Source organism: Bifidobacterium mongoliense DSM 21395, from assembly GCF_000741285.1.
GTDB classification, from domain to species: domain Bacteria; phylum Actinomycetota; class Actinomycetes; order Actinomycetales; family Bifidobacteriaceae; genus Bifidobacterium; species Bifidobacterium mongoliense.
Window position 1 is genome coordinate 22222 of the sequence record NZ_JGZE01000002.1, and the last position, 22776, is coordinate 44997.

A 22776-nucleotide genomic window follows, 5' to 3' on the forward strand; every position below is an offset into this window, starting at 1 on the left:
GCACGCCGCACGCCGCGATTCTCGTGCCGCTAGCGCTACCGACATCTCGGGCGATGCGCTCCCTACTTGATGCGACGGGCGTACTGCTCGAGCAGATACCGGGTGATCTCCTTGCCGCCCTTGCCCAGCAGCACGGTCATCGAATTGATGGGCATGCCGTCGAGGAACAGCTCGACCCCGGCGTTGTGTTCTGGCAACGCAGGCAACAGGCCGGCGTCGGCGTCGCGTTTCATCTGCTCGACGATCGGGCCGCCCACCGGATCGGTGCGCCATTCCTCGAAGGTCGACCATTCGTCGAGCGGCATGCTCTTGCCGTCGCCTTCCAACTCGACCGTCACCGTGTCGGCGATGTCGCGGCTCGAGGTGCCCACCTCGATCACGTACCGCCCCGCCTCCACACGCCAGTCGCCGAAGCGTTCCGACCAGTAGGCGAACGAGCGCTCATCGAGAGCCATCTCCACGCGTTTCGACTCGCCGGGCTCCAATGCGACCTTGGCGAAGGCCTTGAGCTCATGCCGGGGGCGGGCCACGCGGGCCTTCGGCGGGGCCACGTAGACCTGCACGGTCTGCGCCGCCGTGACCTCGGATGTGTTGGTCACGATCACGGCGACGCTCGCCGCCGCATCGCCGGTGCAACGCACCGTCACATCATGCAGCTCGAACGAACCGTAACTCAGGCCGTATCCGAACGGGTAGGCGACCTCGCGGTCGAAGGTGTCGTAGTAGCGATAGCCGACGAAGACGCCCTCGCCGTAATCGACGTGGCCCTCCTCTCCGGGCCAGTTCACCAGGCTCGGGTCGTCCTCGATGCGCATGGGGATGGACTGGGCGAGCTTACCCGAGGGGCTCACATCGCCGAAGATCACATCGGCGAGCGCGCGGCCGCCGGCCTGGCCGAGCAGCCACGCCTCGAGGATGCCCTGGACCTTGTCGCGCCACGGCGCCACGGACACGACCGATCCGTTGGACAGCACGACGACCACATGGTCGTTCACCTGGGTGACCTGGTCGAGCAATTCCAACTGCTTGGCGGGCAGATCGAGCGTGGTGCGGTCGAAGCCTTCGGATTCCGCCTGATTGGGCAGCCCGAGGAACATGAGCATGCGGTCGCTGGCCTTCGCGGCGGCAAGCGCCTCGTCGGTAAGACGGGGATCCTGCGGGGCGTCGTCGAACGTGAACCCGGGTGCGAACCGGGCGTCGACGTCGTCCTCGCGCAGGGCGTCGAGGAACCCGGTCATGCGGGTGGGGGTGATGTGCGAGGATCCGCCGCCCTGGTAGCGCGGGGTGCGGGCGAATTCGCCGATGACGGCGAGGCTGTCGCCGCGGTCGGCGGGCAGCACATTCGCATCGTTCTTGAGCATGACGATCGATTCGTCGGCGGCCCGGCGGGCGATCTCATGGTGCGCGTCGACGTCGAACCGATACCCCTCGATCTCCATGGCCTTGCGGGTCTTGGCCGACAGGTCGATCATGCCCTGGGCCATGGTTTCGAGCTGCTTCGGCTCCACTCGCCCATCCCTGACCCCGTTCACGATCTGCTCGTCGGTGAAGCTCGGCGACATCTCGAGGTTGAGCCCGGCATTGAGCGACGCCACACGGTCGTGGTCGGCACCCAGTCGCTCATCACGATGCGTCGTAGCCCCACTCCCCACGCAGCAGGTCGGTGTGAGCAACCAGTGGTTCTGTGCGCTGTGCTCACCGTTGATGCGGTTGTAGGAGCACATCATGGTCCACGGTTGGGCCGTCTTCACGATATGTTCGAAGGCGGGCAGGTAGATTTCGCGCAGCGCACGGGCCGAAACGTTGGCGGAGATGCGCAGGGGGTTGCGTTTGATGTTCACGCCGGGCCCCAGGATGACGGCGACCTTCTCCTGGATGCATTCCTCGGCCATCGCCTCGCCGACGTTGCGGATCAACTCGGGGTTCCAGGAGCTGGACAGGCCGGCCGCCGGCGGGAAGCAGGTGGTGGGTACCGTGTGATTGAGATCGATGGCTCCGGTGTCCCCGGCAGTCTTGCGCAGGCCGTGAGGACCGTCGGTGATCATGTAGCCCCCGATGCCCTTGCTCTCAATGCCCTGCAGGTGCCAGGCGTCTGCGCCCGAAGTCAGGCTGGCCTGCTCCTCGACGCTGAGGTCACGTGCGCGGGGAGCCTCCGTGGCCTTGCGTGCCGCATCGTCCATTGATGTTTCGTTCATGAATGCCTTCGCTTCCTGTGCTTCCTGTGATGCCGGCCCGTCTTAGGACCGAACGCCAACGGTGTCGCGGCGCGGCGTCGTCGTCAACACCGTACCTACCGATTGGTAGGTAGGTTATCATGATATCGTAGTGAAGACAAGTAAGCCGCGCCTCGACCGGACGACGCCGCCCCGCAGGACGTGCACACTGGACGCCCACGCCGCACACCCACGCGACGCATCCACGGTGCGCCAGTCACAGCACGCCCACGCTGTGTGACACCCTCGCGGGCAACCAGCACATGAGAACCACAGAGGAGAACGAGGACCCATGACCAAGCCCCATACCACGGCATCACAGAGCGAGCCGGGTGTCACCCCCAATACTCCCGAAGTCCACAACTCCCCCGCATCGGTCGCCTCCCCCGACCCACATCAGTTGACCGACCGCCACCAGGCGATCCTCGACGCCGCGGTGCTGGCCTTCGGCAGGCGCGGCTATTACGGCACGTCGCTGCAGAGCATCGCCACCACGGTCGGGCTCACCAAACCGGGCGTGCTGCACTATATCGGCAGCAAAGAGGGACTGCTCACCCAGGTGCTCACCGACGTCTACGACGCCGCGACCGACTGGGTGCTGGCACAGACCACCACGACGCCGCGACCTTCATTGGCGCGATTCCTGCGCCAGGTCGTGGCGATCAACGCCCGCCGACCCGAACTCGTGCAGATGTTCTCGACCCTGAGCGCCGAGGCGCTGGACCCGGAGCACCCGGCGCATGACTACTTCGCCCGTCGCGAGCGATCCTCGGTGCGCGCCGCGCTGCAGGTGCCATGGGCCGCCCCACCCTCGGTGGACGCCCGTGACGTATTGGAATCAGGACTCTGCCTCATGGACGGCCTGCAGCTGCGCTGGTTGCGCGACTCCGGCCAGGACCTCAACGCCATGTGGCGGCGCTGCGAGCGCACACTCATGCCTTCGCCGTTGTGGGACAAGTACCGATGAACGGCGTCAAAACCGGCGCGTGACCAAAATCGAACGTGACCGACATCGACCTTAGGGTTGGAACCTGAGTTCCTGAACCCTAGTTTCTGGACCCTAGTGCTGGAACACGTCGGGATGGTGCGGATCGCCGGGCGCGGCCCGACGTTGCAATCCGTGCAGGCCGAGGAAATCGCGCCAGAAGTCCCACGGCCGCCCGAACGGCGTGCTGTCCGCGCCCCGGGACTGCAGGTCCTGTTTCATGGCGGCGACGTCCTCCTCGCTCACACCATCGAGGAACGACGTCAGCCGTTCGAACTGCGCGTCATCGTAGAATAACGATCCCACGGTCTGTGTCAACCGTTCCGCCAGTGCGATGGGCAGCGAATCCCAGTGCCGCAGTTCGATGAAGTTCTTCAGCCGCACGTCGTTGAAATGCGTGGACAGCACATGGGCGATCTCGTAGTCGTTAAGCGCGCGGTCGGGGTATATCTCCCCGGCGTTCTCACGGAAGGCCGCGAACTCGAGCGGACGTTCGCCGTCGCGTTGCGCCTCGGGGGTGTGGGTCAGGTCGGCGAACATCATCGGCGTCGACAGCACATCCACGGCGTAGTCGCGCCATCCGAACCGCTCGTCGTAGAGCCCGGGGATGATGCCGGTGCGCTGAGGGTCGATATGGTCCCACATCTCCTGGCGCAGCAGCAGATACGGGTTGTCGCCGCCTTCGAAATACGGGGTGTTGCGGAACAGCCACGCCAGAATGGGGCCGATGGCCGTGCCGACGCGCAGTTTGGCGATCGCATCGTGTTCGTCGCCGTAGTCGATGCTCACCTGGGTGGAAGCCGAGCAACGCATCATGCACGGCCCGAAGCGGCCCACCCGGCCGAGATAATCGTCCATGGCCGCGTAGCGCAGCTTGGGGTTGACCGGTATGTCCGCGTACCCGGAACGTGGCTGGTAACCGTAGTTGACCAGACGGAAGCCGAGCTCATCGAGCACCGGATCCATCTCGCCGCGGAACTTCGCGTACGACGCCGTCAGATCCTCGGCATGGTGCAGCACGCCAATCGAACATTCCACCTGACCGCCAGGTTCCAGGGAGATGATGATGCCGTCGCGTTCCAGGCCGACCAGATGGCCGTCCTCCCAATGCTCCTTCTCAGCGTCGTAGAAGGGCCGCAGGCGGTTGAGCAGAGTTTCGATGCCGTTGGGCTCGTAATAGTTGACCGCCAGATCGGTGCCGTTGCGGACCGGCAAATGCTCGATCTCGACACCGAACCCGTCCTGGCGAACCGGCTTGGAGCCCTGTTCGAAGAACCGCAGCAGGCTGTCGACGTGCTTGGGGTTGACCGTGGCGTTCAGATGCGCGTAATTCACTCGAGGGGTCTTCATATGGGTCATTCTAGGCTCTGCACCTTAAGGTCCGCCGGTATCCCCGGAGTCTGCGCTCTGCGAGGAACCCCGACGATACGACTTGCGGCGACACGATGGACTCCAGACACGTGAACGCCCGGCTCGCCGATCGGCCGGCGCCAGCGACGTGAGCCGCCTCAGCTGGCGTCGCCCTCGCCGCCAGCGCGGTCCTTGCCGTAGATCTCGGGGATGAAGCGCTCCTGGTCGTGCTGTTTCGCCCAGATGACCGGCTTGCCCTGCTCGAACGAGCGTGGCACGTCGATGATCCGCTGGTTGCTGGAGCCGCGGAATTGCAGCAGGGAGTCGTGCATGGTCTTGATGTAGCGACCGTCAACCAGGATGTCGATGTCATGCAGGAGCTCGAGCTTGTCCTCGCTCTCGCCCTGCCGCATGAGCTCCTCCCAGGTGTATCCGGTCCAGCACCAGATGTCCTTGTCGTGACCGAACTCACGGCGCAGGCGGCGGGCCAGGGGCAGCAGAACACCGGTGTTGAGCAGCGGCTCGCCCCCGAGGAAGGTGATGCCCTGCACGAAGCTCTGGCCGATGTCGGCGACGATGCGGTCCTCGAGCTCCTGGGTGTACGGGATGCCGGCGCGGAAGTCCCAGATCGAGGCGTTATAGCATTCGACGCAGTGGAACGGGCACCCCGACACGTACAGCGAGCAGCGGATGCCCTCGCCATCGGTCATGAGGAAGCGCTTGTAGTCGGCCACCATGTTGTGGCTCATCCGTTCGCTGGTCCACTGCCCCGCCTTGGGGTTGTTGGTCAGCGCGCTGGGTATCGCCGGGCCGCGGTTGCGGTCGGTGGGTGAGAAATCATGCAGTCTGGTTGGTGCTGCTGGCATGGGTGCTCCTTACATACTGTCTCGACGCGGACGTATAGCCTCGTGGCCGCGTAACCTCATAGCCACTTAGCCACTTTGCCCCCGTCGCACTCGTTCGGGGCGGCCGCCATATGGCGAACCGCCCCGAACGTCATACCGAAGGCTTGTTCACAGTCCGTGACGTCCCGGAAACGATCGGGGACGTCACGGAAGCGACCGGTATTACTTGGTCTCTTCGAACCACTCGCGGATCTGGCCGTTGCCGGTGGTCACATGGCCAGTCTCGCCGGACATGTGCTTGACGCGGTGTGCGATCTCCTCGTGGCGGCCGTGGACCATCGGGCGCTGGACCGGGTTACCGAGGTAACCGCAGGTGCGCTTGGTGACGTTGCACTTATCGGGGTCGGAGTTGCCGCACTCGGGGCAGCGGAAGCCTTCCTCGGTCGGCTCGAAGTCACCTTCGAAGCCGCATTCGAAGCAGTGGTCGATGGGCGTGTTCGTGCCGAGGTAGCCGATGCCGATGTTGTAGGCGTAATCCCACACGGCCTCGAGTGCCTTGGGGTTGGACTGCAGGCAGGGGAACTCGCAGTAGTTGATGAATCCGCCGGAGGCGAGGTAGGGGAAGTCCTTCTCGTAGTCCAGCTTCTCCATCGGGGTCGGCGACATCCACACCGGGTAGTGGAAGGAGTTGGTGTAGAAGTCGTGGTCGGTGACGCCTTCGACGACGCCGAACTTCTCACGGTCCATGCGGTTGAAGCGGTCGGTGAGCGACTCGGCGGGCGTGCTGTACACCGAATAGTGATAACCCTCGGCGGCGCTCCACTGCTTGCACAGCAGATTCATGCGACGCACGATCGACAGGGCGAATTCCTTGCCTTCCGGATCCCAGCCGTGGTCGCGCATCCAGTGCTTGCCGAAGAACACCGACGTCGCCTCGTACAGGCCGATGTAGCCCAGCGACACCGTGGAGCGTTCGCGGTTGAAGAGCTGGTCGACGCTGTCATTGGCGCCCAAGCGCCCGAAGGCGCCGTAACGGAAGAGCGTCGGGGCATTCACCGGTGTGGCCTGCTTGCACCGCATGATGCGGAAGGCCAGCGCCTGGTGCGCCACGTTCATGCGCTCCTCGAACAGCTTCCAGAAGCGGTCCTTGTCGCCGTGCGATTCCAAGGCGATGCGCGGGATGTTGACGGTGACGACGCCCAGGTTCATGCGGCCGTCCTCCTCGTCCTTGCCGGTGTCGGGGTTGATCCAGCCCTGCAGGAAGGAGCGGCAGCCCATCGGAGCCTTGAAGGAGCCGGTGATCTTGACGATGTTCTCATAGAACACGACGTCGGGGTACATGCGCTTGGTCGAGCATTCGAGCGCCAGCTGCTTCATGTCGTAGTTCGGATCGCCCTGATCGGCGTTGATGCCGTGCTTGATGGTGAAGACGAGCTTGGGGAAGATGGCGGTGTGACGGTCCTTGCCCAGCCCGCGGATGCGGTTGAGCAGGATGGCGCGCTGGATCTCACGGGCGAACCACGAGGTGCCCAGACCGAAGCCGACGGTGACGAACGGGGTCTGGCCGTTGGAGACGCGGTTGGAGTTGATCTGGTATTCCATGGTCTGCATGGCGTCGTAGATGGCCTTACGGGTCATGATCTTCGCGTAGACCTCACGCAGCTGCTCGAGCTCGTCGGCCTGATCGTCGAAGGGCGTGTCCTGGGCCAGCGGCTCGCGGTTCTCGAAGTGGAGATTGTCGGCCTCCTGCTCCTTCATGCCCTCGACCATGCGGCGCACCACGTCGATCGGCGTGGAATCGGGGATCATGGCGTGGGCCATGCGCAGGTTCTTGTCGTAGTCCTTCTTGGCATAGGGCTCGAGCATCTGGTCGGCGCGGTTCACGGTCTGGCCGCCGTACTGGGCGCCCGCGATGTCCTTGATGATCTGCGTGATCTGCGTCGAGGCGGTGCCGATGGACTTCGGCGAATCCATCATCGCGTTGCCCAGCGCGAACCCGTGGGCGAGCATATCGCCGAAATCGGGCAGCGAGCAGTTGTTCATCGAGGTGAACGGCGAGTAGTCGGCGTCGTGGAAGTGGATGTCGCCCTTCATATGGGCGTTCGAGACCACATCGGGCAGCATGGAGAAGGCCGAGGCTTTGGAGACCGCGCCGGCGAGCAGATCGCGCTGCGTGGCGTAGACGTTGGAATCCTTGTTCGCGTTCTCGCGCACCAGGGTCTCGTCGCGGTTGACCAGACGGTTGACCGCCTCGTTGATATCGGTCGCCTTTGCGCGCTCGATGTCCTTGTTCATGCGGTAATTCGTATAGTTACGAGCCACTGCGTACAGGTGGTCCTCGATCAGGCCGTGCTCGACGAGGTTCTGGATGTCCTCGATCTTGGCGGGGCCGTTATAGCGGTCCTTGATCTCGGCTTCGACCTGGTTGGACAGGTCGCGAATCAGCTGCTCCTCCTCCGGGCCGACCTGCTTGTCGAGATCGGCGAAGGCCGACTTCACGGCGCTGATGATGTTGATGGGATCGAAATCGACGACTCGTCCATCGCGCTTCTCGACGAGCACCGCGCTGCGATGGGTGCCAACCGCCGTCCTGGCGTCCTGAACCTGAGTTTCCATGCCGATTCCTCCCCCGGTGCTCGTCTGAGCACAACAAATTACACAATGGTAATTCCTTACTATACTCCTCTCCGGCACTAGATATGCCACTTACGTGTCGCCGCAGCACCCGCATATTGTGGTCATCCCCGGTATTTCGCCAAACGCTCCGACCGCACCAAATCCAGGCAATCCTCGGCGATCAACGCTCAACCGTTCTGCACCGCGGTGTGTCGTGGCGTGTCGGTCCAAGCACCCCCGAACCAACGCCGCGGTCAGAGCGATCGGCCCATGATTGTCCGTTGCCGCGGGCACGCTGGGATGCATGAGTTCGGCATATGGATACGCTTCGGCGTCACGCGACAGGCAGCCCCCGCTCAGCGGTCCGCGGCCTTTGGATGAGCTGCCCCGGCTGGCCAGGGAAACCTCGGCCGAGAACCCGTGGCCCGTGAGCATATTGAGTCAGAAATACCACGACGCCGTCGCTCGATGGCCCGGCGCCTGGGTCGAAGGCCAGATCGTCGAGATCAACATGCGTCGCGCGACCTCCGGATACATCACGCTGCGCGACAATTTCGACGAGATCTCCCTGCCCGTCATGGGTTTCCGGGAATTCGTCGCCAAGGCGCGCGACTTCCACCAAGGCGACCGCGTGGTCGTGCATGGGCGTCCCGACGTGTGGATGAAGGCGACGCGGCTGAGCTTCGTGGCCGACGACATCCGCAGGGTCGGCGCCGGCGACCTGAAGGCGCAGATCGACGAGTTGCGCAAGCGGCTCAAGGGCGAGGGCCTGTTCGACTCGGAGCGCAAAGTGCCGCTGCCCGAATTCCCCGGTTGCATCGGATTGATCTGCGCCCCGCAGGCCCGGGCCGAAGGCGACGTGATCACCAATGTGAACTTGCGCTGGCCCGCCGTGCGGTTCAAGGTCGTCCATGCCCACGTCCAGGGCCAGCAGTGCCCTCCCGACGTGATCGCCGCGATACAGCACCTTGATCAGGACCCGGACGTCGACGTCATCGTCGTCGCCCGCGGCGGCGGCAGCTTCGAGGATCTCATCGGCTTCTCCGACGAGGGTGTCGTGCGCGCCGCAGCGAATTGCCGCACTCCCCTGGTGACCGCCGTCGGGCACGAGGACGACTGGACGTTGATCGACCTGGCCGCCGACCTGCGTGCCTCGACGCCAACGGACGCCGCCAAACGCGTGGTCCCTGACGTGCGCGAACAGTGGCAGCTGGTCTCCGGCGCCCGAATGCAGATGTTCATGCGCATGGACGCGCGGGTCAACAATGAACTGCGGCTCGTGGAGGGCTACGCGCAACGCCCCAGCCTCCTCCACCCCGAAACCATGCTGGACCCGCATGAACGGTTCCTCGACGACGCCACGCAAAGGCTGGAGCGGGGGCTGACCAGAATCGTGGACGACGCGGACTTCACCATCGAGAAGCTGCACGCCAGTTTGACGGCCCTGAGCCCCCAGTCGACGCTCAACCGCGGATACGCGGTGGTGCAGACGGGCGACGGACACGTGGTGGATGACACATCGCCGATTGCGGTCGGCGACGAGCTGACCGTGACCCTACGCCGTGGCACCCTCACCGCCACCACAACCGGCGTGGAGCCCGGACACTGAGGATCCGCCACACCGCAGGCACCGGCGCAGTCCCCACCGCTCCGCGGGACACCAATACCAGACCGCACACACCAACCAGATGAAGGACAATGATATGAGCGAGAAGACCACCGCACAGGACGGCACACCGGACACCAGCACCGACACGACGGAGAAGACGACCACCACCAACGGCATCGCGAAGGCGGCGCCGGCTTCGAGCCTGAGCGCCAAGGAACGCGACGAGATCGCCGCACTGCCCTACGAGGAGGCACGGGACCGTCTCATTCAATCCGTGCAGGCGCTCGAGGCCGGCGGACTCAACCTCGACCAGTCGATGCGCCAATGGGAACTCGGCGAGGCGCTGGCCAAACGCGCCCAGGCACTACTCAGCGAAGTGCGCGCAAAGCTCGACGCCGCACAGGCCCAGCAGGAATCCTCGGCGGACACCGCCGGAACGCAGTCGAATCTGGACTGAGCGACCGCTGGTAAGCAGGCTGCCCCAGGAGTAGTGGGCGACACCAGGATCCGAACGCGGCCAAGTGCCCCCGCCCACCATCACCGCACGGTGATGGTGGCCAGTAGCGCCCTATGGTCCGAGCCGGGCAGATGCACGGTATGCACCTGCCCCGCCCCCATGCCGCCGTCGAGGACGATATGGTCGATGCCGGCGAACGCCGGGATCGCGCCCCGGTTCGCCGGCCAGCTGAACGTGAACCCGCGCCCGGCGTCCTGGGCGGCGTCGGTGAATCTGGAGCCGAGGAAGTCGCGGAACACCGTGTGGTCAGTGGTCGCGTTGAAATCGCCCATGAACACGTAGCGCGCATCGGTGCGCGAGCGCATGCGGCTCAACTCGTCAAGGCTGTTCCTCCACTGACCCCAGACGCCGGGCTTGGGCGACGTGGTATGGACGCTCACGAACCGCAGCGATCGGCCGCCGGAAAGCTTCACCGTGCCCGAGGGCATGAACGAGGCGCTGGAGCCCACCTCATCGTCGACCGGATCGCCGAGCGGTGTGGCGGACCACAGCCCGTTGCCGTAGACCCCGTCCGACGAGGAGATCTGCGCGTACGGCAGATAATGGCCGATGCCGGCGCGGTTGAGCGCCTCGACGAATCCCGTGGTGGTCTCCTGCATGGTGAGCACCTGGATGTGCTCCTGCTTGACGATCTCCACGATGGCCGAGGGATCGGCCTGGCCTTTATAGACGTTGAAGGTCATGACGCGCACGGGGATGCTTGCAGCGTCGTCCGACGACCGCGAGGAGGAGGCCCTCGTGCCGGCTGAGGCATGATATCCCGCGAAGAACGGATACTGCCACCAGCACTGCAGGCACAGGCACAGCGTCATGATCAAGGCCACACCCCACCGACGCGACACCAGCGCGAACAACAGCGACAACGCCGACACCAGGATGAACCACGGGGTGAACGAGACGACGACCGGCACATACGGCAACGCCTGCAGCTCCTGCGGCAGCGCCCTGGCCAGGACGGACAGCAACGAGACAAAGGCCAGAAGCCCCGAAAGCGCGCCGAGCAGGCGATGTCTGCGGCGTGAGCGGGTGTTGATGGGCAACGGCATGGTACGGCTCATACGGTGGTTCCTCTCGAATGACTGCTCAGACGATAGCCCGATAACCTGCGCATTGCCTTACATCGGGCCACACCGTCACGAGACCTTGGAATACCCCCCCTGAACGACCCCTTGAATGCTCCCCCAGTGCGGGCATGACCCGCCATGCCATCTCACGATTGAGTTCACATAGTGGTCGCCGATTTGGCATACTCGGCGACGGCTCCCACAATGGGGGCACCACGCCGGCCCTTCGGTCGGCAGGAGAATAGCACTGGGAGAGGGTTCCACATGGAGCGCAATATGATGCAGCGGGTCGTTACGATGAACACCATCGTCGTCGTCCGTCGAATTATCATCGCGTCCCTGCTGGCGCGCTAACCGTAGATTTCTCCCGTCGCATGGCCCGCTTATCAGCCGGGCATCACGACACCCTTCATATGATGGACACCGCGAATCGTCCGCGCGCATCACGACGCAGCACCGATTCCACGCGAAGAACAGCCACAAGCATGTCACCGCGTACGTGCCGTTCATCTGTGATGTGCATCAGTTCCCCATATCTGTGATCTGATCAGTAATCCGACGATCCATCATCCCGCCACCAGCGGTCGGATCACCGTTCGCGAACCGCCGCACGCCGCGTATCGCATGTTGTCCTTGATACGTGACGTATCGCAGCACACGTCATGCGTTGCCCGCCACACGTGGCCCGCCACACAGTGTCCGCCGCACGTCGTTGATTGCACGTCATCATTCGCACGCCGTCACCCACATCGTGTCCATCACATGACGCGACCGTCGGCCCCCGCTTCCGAGGTCGATTCGACGGTCGTCCACCAGACTTGGCCCGAGACGCCACGGTCATGCCGCCCCATTCGGCGACATCGCCATCCGGCCTCCGGACCACCCATAAGAGAGAGAAAAGAAGAAACACCATGAATAGAACGAAACAAGCGGCCGCCTGGCTCACCAAGTGGTTCACGCTGATCGTCATCGTCTGGGCCGCGTTCAATTACGCGGTTCCGGCCACCAGCCTCTGGGCGAAGAGCTACACCGGGTATCTGCTCGGCGTAGTGCTTTTCGGCATGGGCCTGACCCTGTCGCTGGACGATTTCGGACGCATCCTGAAGCAGCCCCTCATGGTGATCGTCGGCACGGTGGCGCACTACGTGATCATGCCCTTGGTCGCCGTCTTCCTGTGCTGGCTCTTCCACCTCTCGGGCCCGCTGGCCGTGGGCGTCATCCTCGTCGGCTGCTGCCCGTCCGGCACCTCATCGAACGTGATGAGCTTCCTGTCCCGCGATGACGTGGCGCTCGACGTGTCGATCGGCGTGCTCTCCACGCTGCTCGCGCCGTTCATGATCCCGCTGCTCATGCAGCTGCTCGCCTCGCGCTACGTGGCCATCCCGTGGCAGTCCCTGTTCATCAACGCCCTCACCGTCGTGCTGCTCCCGGTCGCCCTCGGCGTGCTCTGCCACATGATCTTCCGTGAGAAGATCGAGAAGGTCACCGTGGCGCTGCCCATCGTGTCCCAGGTCGCAATCCTGCTCATCATCGGCGTGGTCGTCGCCGCCAACCAGCCCCGCCTCTTCAGCGCCGCGACGCTGCTCGCCATCCCCGTCGTCATCCTGCACAATCTCTCCGGCTACGCCCTTGGGTTCGGCTTCTCCAAGCTCATGTACCGCGTGTATCCGAAGGGCTTCCGCTACGCGCAGCAGAAGGCCATCACCTTCGAGGTCGGTATGCAGGACTCCGGTCTCGGCGCCACTCTCGCTCTGACGTCGTTCGCCGCCTCACCCGTCGCGGCCATCCCCTCGACGTTCTTCAGCGTGTGGCACAACATCTCCGGTTCGGTGCTCTCCGCCTGGTGGCGCGCGCATGATGACAAGCACGCGATCGCCCACGATTCCGACAACGGAGAGAAGCGTTCGGCCACCGTCCCGGCGATGGCCACCGCGACCGACTGACCCCGGATTCGTCCACGGTTCGCGAATGGCGCCGAACGCCGACACCGTGAACCGAACCCGAAGGCCGGTGGCCCGCATGACATACGCGGCGGCGCCGGCCTTCAGGCGTGTACAATACAACATGTTGCCCGGGTAGCTCAGGGGATAGAGCACCGCTCTCCTAAAGCGGGTGTCGTGAGTTCGAATCTCATCTCGGGCACGACAAGAATCCCCGGATCATGCATGACGTATGATCCGGGGATTCGTCGTATGACCGGTTACATCACGGCTGCATAACGACGACCGTCACACCAACTCGACGGTCGCGGGGACTTCGAGACCGTGCCTACGCAGGATGTCGATGCCGGTCATGTAGGCCGTGGTCGTCGCCGCCGGATCGAGCATGGCCGCACGCCATTGGGCATCAAGCGCACCGTCATGGTTGACGTCACGGTCGACGTCAAGGGCACTAACGATCGCGGCGTCCAGTGTCGCGGTGTCGGCAGTGGTACCACTGTTCGCATCGGAGCCCGTGCCGCCAACGGCACCGGCATTGCCATCGGCAACACCTTGAGCGGCGATATCGCCGGCGCCTCGCAACGCCTCCAACAACGGAGTGATGCGTCCGCCGCACGCTTCCACGATATCGGGCGCCTGATCGTAGAGCGCGAAGAGCCAACGGCGCCGGGCTGATCCGAGCGGCTCGCCCTGTCCCGACCCGGGCTCCTGCCCGGACTCCGGCTCCCCCATCGCCGACGATGCCAGCGCACGGGCCGTGGCCTGGGCCAGTGGCGTGCAATCCACCGATCCGACCTCGTCGGCACCGAGATGACCACGCCGGTCATCGATATCACCGAGCATATGCTGTATGCTCACGGCATCCCCAAGCACGCCGGCCTCGCCGTGCATCCGCGCGACCGCGTCGACGTCGATCTGCCGACCACCGGAGTTCTGGAAACGCACCAGGCGTGGTCCGTTGCAGTAATGATCCATGGACGCGGTGACGAGCATGGGAAGCGTCCGCTGCACCTCCCACAACGCCTCGGCGGTCGGCCGCAGGGCCGTCAACGGTTGTCGGAGGACGAGCCTCGACATCGTCTGCTTCGCCCTGCGCACCGTGAGGGGAACGCCGATCCTCACCGCATTCGCTCCACCTTTGGAGAATCTCGATGCCATCGTTGCGAACCATCCCACTGGTATCCCTCGTTTCCGCGTATCGCGGCCCATCGGCATGGGCCCGGCACGCCCAGTGTAGGTCTCCCCGCCACGGCGCCGGGCGCGGGCGCGCTGCCCGCATGGCCCCGACCCCTCGGCCGGACCGCTCAATGCGTCAAACGTGCGGCGATGCGGTCGCCGATCCATTGGATGACCTGGACCAGCACGACCAATATCACCACGATGGCCACAAGCACGCCCGTGTCGTAGCGGTTATAGCCGTATTGGATGGCCATATCGCCGATGCCGCCGGCCCCGATCGCCCCGACCATGGCGGAGAATCCGATGAGTGAGATGACCGTCAGCACGATGCCCCGCACCAGCGAAGGCAGCGCCTGAGGCAGCATGACGCCCCACAGGATATGCCACGTGCTCGCCCCGGTCGCCTGACTCGCCTCCAGCAGACCATGATCCACCTCCGAGAACGCCCCTTCGGCGATGCGGGCGAAGAATGGTATGGCCGCGATCGCCAGTGAGATGGCGCCGCCGGTCGGGGTGTAGGGATCCCCCGTCAACCATTGCGCCACGGGAATGAGCACGACGAGCACGATGAGGAACGGCAGCGAGCGGATCGCGTTCACGACGAATCCGACGATGTCGTTGACGACGCGATTGGGATGGAACAGCCGGTTGCCCGTAAGGAACAGACCGAAGCCGATCGCGGAGCCGAGCGCCACGCCGACCACCCCCGATACCACGACCATGTAGGCGGTGTCGGCCAATGCCTGGGGCAGGTTCTCCTGCAGTATGGTCCATGTTTCGTTCATCGTCGATCATCCTTTCCCGCACGCGTGAGCACCCGGTATCCTAAGACTCGCGAACGCAACCGCGCCAAGGCCTCTCCGGTACGCCGCGCCTCGCCTGCCACCAGCACGACCAGCACGCCGATGGGTCGCGTCCCGAAATACTCGATATTGGCGTGCAGCACACTGATGGACGCGTCGTAGGTGCGGGCGATGTCGGTGATGAGCGGTTCGAACGCCGCATCGCCCCGATATTTGAGCTCCACCAGCGTCCCCTCGGGCAGATCGGGCGCAATCTGCTCGGGCAGCGCGACATCAAGGTATCGCGATACCAGGGCCGTGGTGGTCGGGTGCTGGGGTGCGCTGAAGACATCGAACGTCGCCCCCTGCTCGACGACGCGCCCCTCCTCCATCACCGCGACATGGTCGAAGATCCGCTTGGCGATATCGAGCTGATGGGTGATGAACACGATGGTGATATGCAACGTGCGGTTGATATCGCGCAGCAGATCCAGGATCCCCTCGGTCGTCTCGACGTCGAGCGCGCTCGTCGCCTCGTCGCACAGCAGGATCCTCGGATTGTTGGCGAGCGCCCTGGCGATCGCGACGCGTTGCTGCTGGCCACCCGACAGGTCGGCCGGGTAACTCGTCGCCTTGTCGTTCAGCCCGACCAACCGCAACAGTTCCTCGGTGCGGCCGGCCCAATGCTCGAGATCCCATCCGCCGGCCTTGAGCGCGAAACGGATGTTGGCCCCCACGGTGATGTTGCCCACGAGGTTGAAGCCCTGGAACACCATGCCGATGGATCGCCGGATCCCGCGCAGCGCCGCCCCGCGGGCATCAGTGATGTCCTTGCCGTCGATGAGCACCCGGCCGGCGGTGGGGCGCTCGAGCAGATTGATGGTGCGCACGAGCGTGCTCTTGCCGGCTCCGGAGAACCCGACGATGCCGAACACCTCACCCTGTTCGACGTTCAGGGACACGCCCCTGACGGCGCGCACCTCCCTGCCCCGTTCGTGGAACGCGACCTCCACATCACGCAACTCGATGGCCTTCATGGTCCTCCTCATCTCCGTCCTGCATCCTGTGCCCCGCCCGACGATGCGGCGATCACGCCGCTCTCGTCGATTCCGTGACTCTGAGCGATTCGTTCGCTCTCGGCACTCACCAGGTGGTGGGCTTGCCGAAGTCGGCGAACTTGCTGTGCGCGATCTTGTCTTTGAACTCCTGGCTCACCAGCAGGCGCTTGACCTCCTTGGCGAACGGGGTCTTGGCGTCGGCCTTGCGCACGGCGACGACGTTGATCACCCCGGCGGACTGGCGTTCGACGGCGAGGGCCGCGGACGGCTTGAGTTTCGCGGCCCAGGCGAAGTTGCCGGGCACGAGGCTCACATCCACGTTGGCCAGCGACCGGGCCAACTGCGCGGCATCGATCGTCTTGAGCTTGAGATGCTTCGGGTTCGTCGCGATATCGTTGACGGTGGCCTTGGTGTCGTCGACGTCGCCCTTGACCGTGATGAGGCCGTTCCGCTGCAACACACCGAGCGACCGAGCGAGATTGCTGGCGTCGCTGGCGATGGAGACCGTCGCCCCGTCGGGGATCTGGCTGAGTTTGGTGTACTTGTTCGAGTAGACGCCGAGTCCGAGCGTGGGCACCTGGCCGAGCGAGACGATGTCGAGATGGTTGTCGGCCGAGAACTTGCGCAGATAGTTGATGTGCTGGAACAAGTTGGCCTGAATGCTGCCCGAATCCAACGCCTTGTTCGGCTGGACGTAATCGTTGAACAGCTTGGTCGTGAGCGTGTACCCATGTTCCTTGAGCAGGGGTGCGAGCACGTCCTCGACCATCTCGCCGTACGGACCGGGGCACACGCCTACGACGACCTTGGTGTGGCCGCCGGTCTGGGTCAGGGTGTCCTTGGAGGCGGATGAGGCTCCGCACGCCGACAGACCGGTGCCGAACGCCACGACGGCGGCGGTTACGGCGGTCAGGCGTTTCACCCACCGTGCCAGGGGGCCCCGCCCCGCCGATGCGGACCTGTGCGCTGTGCTGGTTTCATATGTGCTGGTCATGGTGTGCTTCCTCTCACCGATCTCGTGGGGCATCCAAGGATGCCGGTCATCGCCCGCCCCGACCGATCGAACCATGCATCAGGGGACGGATTCGGCCGATCATTGTCGTTCCTGTCACGATCTGTCGGCCGAGTGGTTCCGAGCGTAAAGGCTGGGCGGGCGTCACACACCCTGTGCGATATCGGCGTTGGTTATGGCCGTTTCAACAACCGCGTCACCGCAACGAATCAGCGCTGCGACGATTTCGCATATTCGGGGTGGTGGATGGAGAAGGCGAGCTCGGCAAGATGCAGTTCCTCGGTCACGAACTCATGCAGCCGGCAGACGTAGCCATGCTCGCGCCCGATGCGCGCGATGTAGCCGTTGATGTAGTCGACCTCGGTGGGACGGCCCTTCGTGAGGTCCTGGTACATGGAGGGATAGTGCAGCGGGTGGGCGACTCCGGCGGTGTGGCATATCGTGTCCACCTCAGAGTCGCGCGTCCCCAGCAGCGTGATGCCGGCATGCTCGGCGGCCGTATACGCCTCGTCGACCAGCTGCTCGGTCATGCGGCGGGCGCCGGGATGGCGCATGAATTCGCCGAAGCGGATCTGGTACATGGTGCACAGCGTGTTGAGCACCGAATTGAACACGATCTTGGCCATGCACATGCCCATGAAATCGTCGACGATCGTCGGGTTGAGCGTCGCCGCGGTGAAATCACCGCAGATCGTCCGCTCCGTCGGATCACTGTCGGCGCCATGGCCGTCGTAGGCGCACATGTTCATGGACTTGGCGTGGGCGCCGCCCGTGAAGTTCACATCGCCCGGGCCGTATATGCTCGCGCCGATGAGCGCGGTGCCGCCGTATATCCGGGATGTGTCGAAATACCGCGCGAGGATCTCGAAATGGCCGTATCCGTTCATGGCCGAGAACACGACCTGATGCTCCTTGAACAACGGCGCGCATCGCTTCAGCACCGCTTCGAGCTGCATCTGCTTGAGGAACACGATCCACACATCCGGATCCCCTTCGTACTCCTCGGGGTAATACACGTCAATGGGTACGAGGTGGCGGTCCCGGCCGTCCTGGGAGACGTAGGTGCCGCCCTGCTCGCGTATCCGCTCGACGTTCGGCTTCCAGGTGTCGATGAAGTCGACGTCCTTGCCCGCGAACTCCTGGAGGAGTACGCCGTACTGCGTACCCATGCCGCCCGCTCCGATCACTGCATATTTCATAGTCCTCGCCTTTCCTGTGTCAGATGGTCATCGTGATTCGTACGATCACTGGTTGTCATTCGTTGTTATTCGTTGTCATGGCTTGTCATTCATTGCCATTCGTTTGCGCCGCCGGCCTCATGGCCCCGAAGCTGCCCGAAGGCCGTCGCCGGCCAGGCGGCGCACAATACGGCGGTGTGCTCTCGGCGTCACCACGCATCGCCGCGGGCACGGGCGATGCGTTCGGCCGCACGGTGCAATACGGATTCGGGCACGAGCAGGCTCAAACGGACATACGACGCACCGGCCGGACCGAAATCCGATCCGGGGATGGCGGCGACATGGGGATGAGCCAACAGCCACAAGGCGAAATCCTGGTCGGACCAGCCATCGGGTACACGCAACCATCCGAAGAGCCCGCCGTGGGACGGCACGAGTTCGAGTCCGGCCCGAGACAGGCCGTCCCGCAGCGTCTCATACCTGCCGGCATACCGCTCCGCGAGCGCACGCACGCTCGCCTGATCGCTGTTGAGCCCCGCTGCGCCGGCATCCTGGACCACGGAGGTGACCAGCAGGCTCGTCTGCTCATGCACGACCCGGACCGCCGCCATGAGCTCGGGGCGACAGGCGACGAACCCCGCGCGCCATCCGGCCACCATGTACATCTTCGAGAGCGAGCACAGTTCGACGCCGACATCCAGCGCACCCGGGGTCTGCAGCAGGCTGATGGGCGGGTGGGCGTCGAATCCGATGCCGGCGTAGGCGAAATCATGCATCACGGTGAAATGATGCGCTTTGGCGAGCCGCACGGCCATGGCGAAAAGCTCCGGCGTCGCCGCGGCGCCGGTGGGATTGTTCGGATAGTTCAATATGAGAAGCTTCGCTTCGTCCCACACCCGCTCGGGGACGGCCTGCAGATCGGGGAGAAACCCCAGTTCGGGTTGCGCTTCGACCAGGTGGATCCTGCCCTGGGCGACCGCGGTCGATCCGCGATACTGCGGATAATACGGGTCGATCATCACGACCAGGTCGCCGGGGTCGATGAGCGCCTCGATGACCTCGCTGATGCCCACACCGGCACCCGCCACCGCGAGCAGCTCCGAAGCCGGCTCGAGCGCCACGCCGTACTGCCGGGCATACCACCGTGCGGCGGCCTGCAGGAAGGCGGGTTTGCCGGCGAAAGCGGGGTATCGGAAGTTCGCACGGTCGCGAACGGCGGTGACGGCGGCGTCAAGCATGAATTCGGGAGGCTCGCCGTCGGGGTTGCCTTTGCTCAGATCGATGACGTCGGCGCCGGCGGCCTGGGCCTTCCTCACACGCACATCAGAGACCGCGAACGGATTCGCCGGGATTCCCCCGACCCGCCCGGCAATCGCCACTTCGGTCGCCACCCGGCCGGATGCCGGCGCCACGGGAGACGCCACTGACCGTCCGGCGGTCGGCTCCCCCTGGGTTCCCCGGTACTCCCGGGACCCGCGGGGATCTCGATCATGTTCTCGATCGTGTTGTTGAGCCATGGGCACTCCTTACTTTGGGCGACTTGCTCTGGGCGTTCACTCTGCGCGGACTTACTCTCGGCGATTTGCTCTGGGCGTTCACTCTGCGCGACAGCGCCATCTTACGGACGTTTGCCCTCCCCGAACGCCCACGCACCTATACCTATTGGTTATGCCCCGTTCTCAACCCCCATCGGGAGTAGGCCGCAACGACCCCGGGTTCCGCGGGCCGGCGATATCGTGGCGCGGCAGGGCGTCGAACCGCTAGGATACAAAGCAACACCACAGTCGTCAGGCGGTCGGGGTTTTGATGCGCCGGGCGACGAACGAAAGAGGGTCTTCGATGACGGCGACACAGGCACAGTGCGGTTCCATAAGCGCATCCACGTTGGGGCTGCCCGACGCGACGGCCGTACCCCGACAGAAGGGCACATTGCCGACCGCGATGTTCTACGCGCGCACCCCGGTCTCCTCGAAACTCAAGCAGCGGTTCGTCAACGACATCGAGGCCATCACCATGCTGGCCATGCTGCGCCCGACGAACACGGGTATCGCCGGCACGCCCAAACTCGAGGAGATTCTGGTCATGGGCGTGCGGCATTCCAGCGCCGCCGCCCCGATCGAAGTGCTCGACCATATCGCCGGACTGCGCCGTTCGGGCATCGTCTTCGTCTGCGTACGCGATCGCCCGTCGGACGAACCTTCTTCCCAGCAGGCGTCGGGCCATACCGAGCACGGTCGCGAGCCGCAACGGCAGGAAGCCGCCTTGGCCATGCGCCGCCTTATGCCCGGCAAGCCGGGGCATCCGCAGCAGACCGCGGTGCTCGTCGGGCCGTGGCGCCCGGCCGATGCGATGCGCCTCGAACTCCACGGCGCCGATTTCGGCGCACTGTGGGATTCCCTATGCTCCCAGGCGGTGCTGGACAGCACGGATGGCGCCGATTTCGACGGACGATGGGCGGCGCGGGCGCATATCGAGACCCTGCGGGCGCAGGAGGCCAAGCTGACCAAGGATCACGCACGAGCCAAGCAGCCGGCGCAACGCAACGAGATCTACGCCAAACTCCATAAGATCCGCACTGAACTGGGCCGGTTGGACCAGCGCTGACCCGTTCGCGCCGGGTCGATGGCGAACCGTCATCGGCGCGGCGCCGTCATCGATCCGCCGGCCCGCCGACCACGGTGATGATGTCGGCGGCGGACCGTTGTGCTGCACGTTCGCCGGCGGCTTGACCGACACACGTCAGGCCGTCGGCCCGCTCTCCGTGATCTCACGGTAGAGGCGCTCAAGGCGTTCGTCACGCGTATCGCGTCCGAGTTCGCATTCCCACACGTCGATCACGCGCCACCCCGCCTCCCGCAGCGCCCGGTGCTGTTCCCGATCGCGTTCGCGGTTACGCAGCAGTTTGGCGCTCCAGAATTCCACATGCGATTTGGGCATGCTGTGTTTGGCACACCCCTCGTGCATATGCCAGAAGCAGCCGTTCACGAAGACGATGGCATGCCACTTCGGCAGCACGACGTCGGGGTGGCCGGGGTATCGTCTGTCGTTCTTGCGGAAGCGTAAACCACGCGCGAACAGGTAGCGCCGGACCATCACCTCGATGCCGGTGTCCTTGCCGCGTATCCGCGACATCGTGTAGCTGCGGGTGCTGCGCGCGTAACGCTCCCCGCTCACCGCTCTGGAACGGTAGCTGAAACCTTGTCGAGTCGGGCGAGCTCGTCGTCGCCGAGTTCGAGCTTGGTGGAATCGAGCAGTGCGGGTAACTGCTCAGGGATGCGAGCCGAGGCAATGGGTCCGGCGATCTGAGGCTGATGACGCAACCAAGCCAGCGCAACGGTGGCGATGGCCACGTGATGCGCGTTGGCCACGTCATCCAGAGCGGCGACCACGTCAAGCCCTTCCTTCGAGAAGTACCCTTTGACCATGCCGGCGCGCTGCTTGCCTTGCAGATCGTCTTCACTGCGATACTTGCCCGTGAGGAATCCAGCGGCCAACGCGAAGTACGGGAACACTGCCAGGTGCTCCCGCCGTGCAACGGGTAACAGGTTCCTCTCATAGTGCTTACGGGTCACGAGATTGTAATGAGGTTCAAGTGCCACAGGCAACGTCAGGTTGTTGGCGCGGGCGATGCGGAACCATTCCTCGACACGTTCCGCCGAATAGTTCGAAATGCCGATGGCGCGGATCTTGCCTTCCTTGACGAGCTTGTCGAAGGCGGCGGCGGTCTCTTCCAGAGGCGTCTTGGCATCGTCGAAATGCGCGTAATAGAGGTCGATCACATCCGTACCCAGACGGAGCAATGACTCATTGGCGGCGGCTTCGATATTGCGTGCGGCAAGTCCTGGATACTGAGGGTGCTGGGAGACTTTGGTGGCGATGAGCACCTTGCTGCGCTTACCGCTTGTTGCCAGCCAACGGCCGAGTATGATTTCGGATTCACCGCCGGAATGGCCCGGAGCCCACGCCGAATAGACATCGGCGGTATCGATCAGATTGCCGCCTGCGGTAACGAAATCATCCAACACCGTGCGAGTGTCGTTCTCCGAGCTGGTCCAGCCGAACGTGTTCGTGCCCAGAACCAGAGGATAGATTTCAGGTCCGCCTTGTCCCAATGTCGCCATATGTGGCTCCTTCCCATCTGCAAATACCATTAGCAACCATTTGTAGTTACGAAGCCTGGCATGCGCAACGCGACACCGTGGATTCAGCCATAAGCACCGGTCCGGTCGAATCCCTGCGCATTGATGTACGCATCTGCTCTGACGACCGACACTCCCCTATGGTCGGGGCGCGGCGGGAAACGTGACCATGTGATGTCACGAATGGTGGGAGTGGGTCGGTGTGCCACGGCCCCCACAACGAAGCCATCGGATATGCCCGCGATACACTGGTACCGCACGATGACGAGCCGATCGGACCCGCATACGA

At 64.3% G+C, this 22776-nt stretch carries 17 protein-coding genes, 1 tRNA gene and 1 pseudogene; 6 read left to right on the forward strand and 13 right to left on the reverse strand.

Features of this window, described 5'->3' with window-relative positions:
* Positions 1–62: 62 nt before the first annotated feature.
* Positions 63–2180, reverse strand: a pseudogene (locus BMON_RS01470) (glycoside hydrolase family 3 C-terminal domain-containing protein).
* 325 nt (positions 2181–2505) lie between these two features.
* On the opposite strand from BMON_RS01470, the gene BMON_RS01475 reads away from it, so the two are divergent.
* On the forward strand, positions 2506–3180 hold the full coding sequence (locus BMON_RS01475) for a TetR/AcrR family transcriptional regulator (protein ID WP_081882751.1): 675 nt from the start codon (positions 2506–2508) through the stop codon (positions 3178–3180).
* Between the two features lie 93 nt (positions 3181–3273).
* Here BMON_RS01475 and BMON_RS01480 read toward each other — a convergent pair whose 3' ends face one another.
* The 3 genes from BMON_RS01480 to nrdD form a co-directional block, all read right to left on the reverse strand.
* The gene (locus BMON_RS01480; protein WP_033512488.1) at positions 3274–4548 is read right to left on the reverse strand and encodes a glutamate-cysteine ligase family protein; all 1275 of its coding nucleotides are present in this window, start codon (positions 4546–4548) and stop codon (positions 3274–3276) included.
* A gap of 158 nt (positions 4549–4706) precedes the next feature.
* Positions 4707–5414: an anaerobic ribonucleoside-triphosphate reductase activating protein gene (gene nrdG / locus BMON_RS01485; RefSeq protein ID WP_081882752.1), complete on the reverse strand. Its 708-nt coding sequence runs from the start codon at positions 5412–5414 to the stop codon at positions 4707–4709.
* A 201-nt stretch (positions 5415–5615) separates the two neighbouring features.
* Entirely contained in the window at positions 5616–8009 is a 2394-nt protein-coding gene (gene nrdD, locus BMON_RS01490; RefSeq protein WP_033512375.1) for an anaerobic ribonucleoside-triphosphate reductase, read from the reverse strand.
* Between the two features lie 304 nt (positions 8010–8313).
* Between nrdD and xseA the strand changes: the two genes are divergently transcribed.
* Complete coding sequence (gene xseA / locus BMON_RS01495; RefSeq protein WP_051917745.1) at positions 8314–9618, forward strand: exodeoxyribonuclease VII large subunit; 1305 nt, start codon at positions 8314–8316, stop codon at positions 9616–9618.
* A 94-nt stretch (positions 9619–9712) separates the two neighbouring features.
* A complete protein-coding gene (locus BMON_RS01500; protein WP_081882753.1) occupies positions 9713–10075 on the forward strand; it encodes an exodeoxyribonuclease VII small subunit in 363 nt (120 codons plus the stop codon).
* Between the two features lie 80 nt (positions 10076–10155).
* Here the strand turns inward: BMON_RS01500 and BMON_RS01505 are convergent, their stop codons facing one another.
* Positions 10156–11193, reverse strand: a complete 1038-nt coding sequence (locus tag BMON_RS01505) for an endonuclease/exonuclease/phosphatase family protein (RefSeq protein WP_152595750.1) — start codon at positions 11191–11193, stop codon at positions 10156–10158.
* A gap of 917 nt (positions 11194–12110) precedes the next feature.
* Between BMON_RS01505 and BMON_RS01510 the strand changes: the two genes are divergently transcribed.
* Positions 12111–13142, forward strand: coding sequence for a bile acid:sodium symporter family protein (locus BMON_RS01510; RefSeq protein ID WP_033512374.1), 1032 nt, complete (start codon positions 12111–12113; stop codon positions 13140–13142).
* A 126-nt stretch (positions 13143–13268) separates the two neighbouring features.
* Positions 13269–13341 (forward strand) — tRNA-Arg (locus tag BMON_RS01515).
* An 86-nt stretch (positions 13342–13427) separates the two neighbouring features.
* On the opposite strand, the gene BMON_RS01520 is transcribed toward BMON_RS01515, so the two are convergent.
* The 6 genes from BMON_RS01520 to BMON_RS01545 all read right to left on the reverse strand — a co-directional run bounded on the left by BMON_RS01520 (position 13428) and on the right by BMON_RS01545 (position 19865).
* A complete protein-coding gene (locus BMON_RS01520) occupies positions 13428–14297 on the reverse strand; it encodes a hypothetical protein (protein WP_152595749.1) in 870 nt (289 codons plus the stop codon).
* A 146-nt stretch (positions 14298–14443) separates the two neighbouring features.
* A complete protein-coding gene (locus BMON_RS01525) occupies positions 14444–15103 on the reverse strand; it encodes a methionine ABC transporter permease (RefSeq protein WP_033512372.1) in 660 nt (219 codons plus the stop codon).
* Entirely contained in the window at positions 15100–16137 is a 1038-nt protein-coding gene (locus BMON_RS01530) for a methionine ABC transporter ATP-binding protein (RefSeq protein ID WP_033512371.1), read from the reverse strand. Before BMON_RS01530 ends, BMON_RS01525 begins: the two co-directional genes overlap by 4 nt.
* Before the next feature lie 106 nt (positions 16138–16243).
* A complete protein-coding gene (locus BMON_RS01535; protein WP_081882798.1) occupies positions 16244–17152 on the reverse strand; it encodes a MetQ/NlpA family ABC transporter substrate-binding protein in 909 nt (302 codons plus the stop codon).
* 227 nt (positions 17153–17379) lie between these two features.
* Positions 17380–18369: a ketopantoate reductase family protein gene (locus tag BMON_RS01540; RefSeq protein ID WP_033512370.1), complete on the reverse strand. Its 990-nt coding sequence runs from the start codon at positions 18367–18369 to the stop codon at positions 17380–17382.
* A gap of 188 nt (positions 18370–18557) precedes the next feature.
* Complete coding sequence (locus BMON_RS01545; RefSeq protein ID WP_081882754.1) at positions 18558–19865, reverse strand: pyridoxal phosphate-dependent aminotransferase; 1308 nt, start codon at positions 19863–19865, stop codon at positions 18558–18560.
* Between the two features lie 322 nt (positions 19866–20187).
* Between BMON_RS01545 and BMON_RS01550 the strand changes: the two genes are divergently transcribed.
* Positions 20188–20952, forward strand: a complete 765-nt coding sequence (locus BMON_RS01550) for a DUF4391 domain-containing protein (protein WP_033512369.1) — start codon at positions 20188–20190, stop codon at positions 20950–20952.
* Between the two features lie 135 nt (positions 20953–21087).
* On the opposite strand, the gene BMON_RS01555 is transcribed toward BMON_RS01550, so the two are convergent.
* The gene (locus tag BMON_RS01555) at positions 21088–21522 is read right to left on the reverse strand and encodes a very short patch repair endonuclease (protein ID WP_033512368.1); all 435 of its coding nucleotides are present in this window, start codon (positions 21520–21522) and stop codon (positions 21088–21090) included.
* Positions 21519–22469: an aldo/keto reductase gene (locus BMON_RS01560; RefSeq protein WP_033512367.1), complete on the reverse strand. Its 951-nt coding sequence runs from the start codon at positions 22467–22469 to the stop codon at positions 21519–21521. The genes BMON_RS01555 and BMON_RS01560 overlap by 4 nt, the downstream gene beginning before the upstream one ends.
* Positions 22470–22776 lie beyond the last annotated feature (307 nt).

Coding starts and splice junctions, on each gene's coding strand:
- xseA (WP_051917745.1), top strand. CDS start 8,314: ATGAGTTCGGCATATGGATACGCTTCGGCGTCACGCGACAGGCAGCCC.
- BMON_RS01480 (WP_033512488.1), bottom strand. CDS start 4,548: ATGAAGACCCCTCGAGTGAATTACGCGCATCTGAACGCCACGGTCAAC.
- BMON_RS01535 (WP_081882798.1), bottom strand. CDS start 17,152: ATGACCAGCACATATGAAACCAGCACAGCGCACAGGTCCGCATCGGCG.
- BMON_RS01500 (WP_081882753.1), top strand. CDS start 9,713: ATGAGCGAGAAGACCACCGCACAGGACGGCACACCGGACACCAGCACC.
- BMON_RS01525 (WP_033512372.1), bottom strand. CDS start 15,103: ATGAACGAAACATGGACCATACTGCAGGAGAACCTGCCCCAGGCATTG.
- BMON_RS01530 (WP_033512371.1), bottom strand. CDS start 16,137: ATGAAGGCCATCGAGTTGCGTGATGTGGAGGTCGCGTTCCACGAACGG.
- BMON_RS01540 (WP_033512370.1), bottom strand. CDS start 18,369: ATGAAATATGCAGTGATCGGAGCGGGCGGCATGGGTACGCAGTACGGC.
- BMON_RS01550 (WP_033512369.1), top strand. CDS start 20,188: ATGACGGCGACACAGGCACAGTGCGGTTCCATAAGCGCATCCACGTTG.
- BMON_RS01545 (WP_081882754.1), bottom strand. CDS start 19,865: ATGGCTCAACAACACGATCGAGAACATGATCGAGATCCCCGCGGGTCC.
- BMON_RS01510 (WP_033512374.1), top strand. CDS start 12,111: ATGAATAGAACGAAACAAGCGGCCGCCTGGCTCACCAAGTGGTTCACG.
- nrdD (WP_033512375.1), bottom strand. CDS start 8,009: ATGGAAACTCAGGTTCAGGACGCCAGGACGGCGGTTGGCACCCATCGC.
- BMON_RS01475 (WP_081882751.1), top strand. CDS start 2,506: ATGACCAAGCCCCATACCACGGCATCACAGAGCGAGCCGGGTGTCACC.
- BMON_RS01520 (WP_152595749.1), bottom strand. CDS start 14,297: ATGGCATCGAGATTCTCCAAAGGTGGAGCGAATGCGGTGAGGATCGGC.
- nrdG (WP_081882752.1), bottom strand. CDS start 5,414: ATGCCAGCAGCACCAACCAGACTGCATGATTTCTCACCCACCGACCGC.
- BMON_RS01505 (WP_152595750.1), bottom strand. CDS start 11,193: ATGAGCCGTACCATGCCGTTGCCCATCAACACCCGCTCACGCCGCAGA.
- BMON_RS01560 (WP_033512367.1), bottom strand. CDS start 22,469: ATGGCGACATTGGGACAAGGCGGACCTGAAATCTATCCTCTGGTTCTG.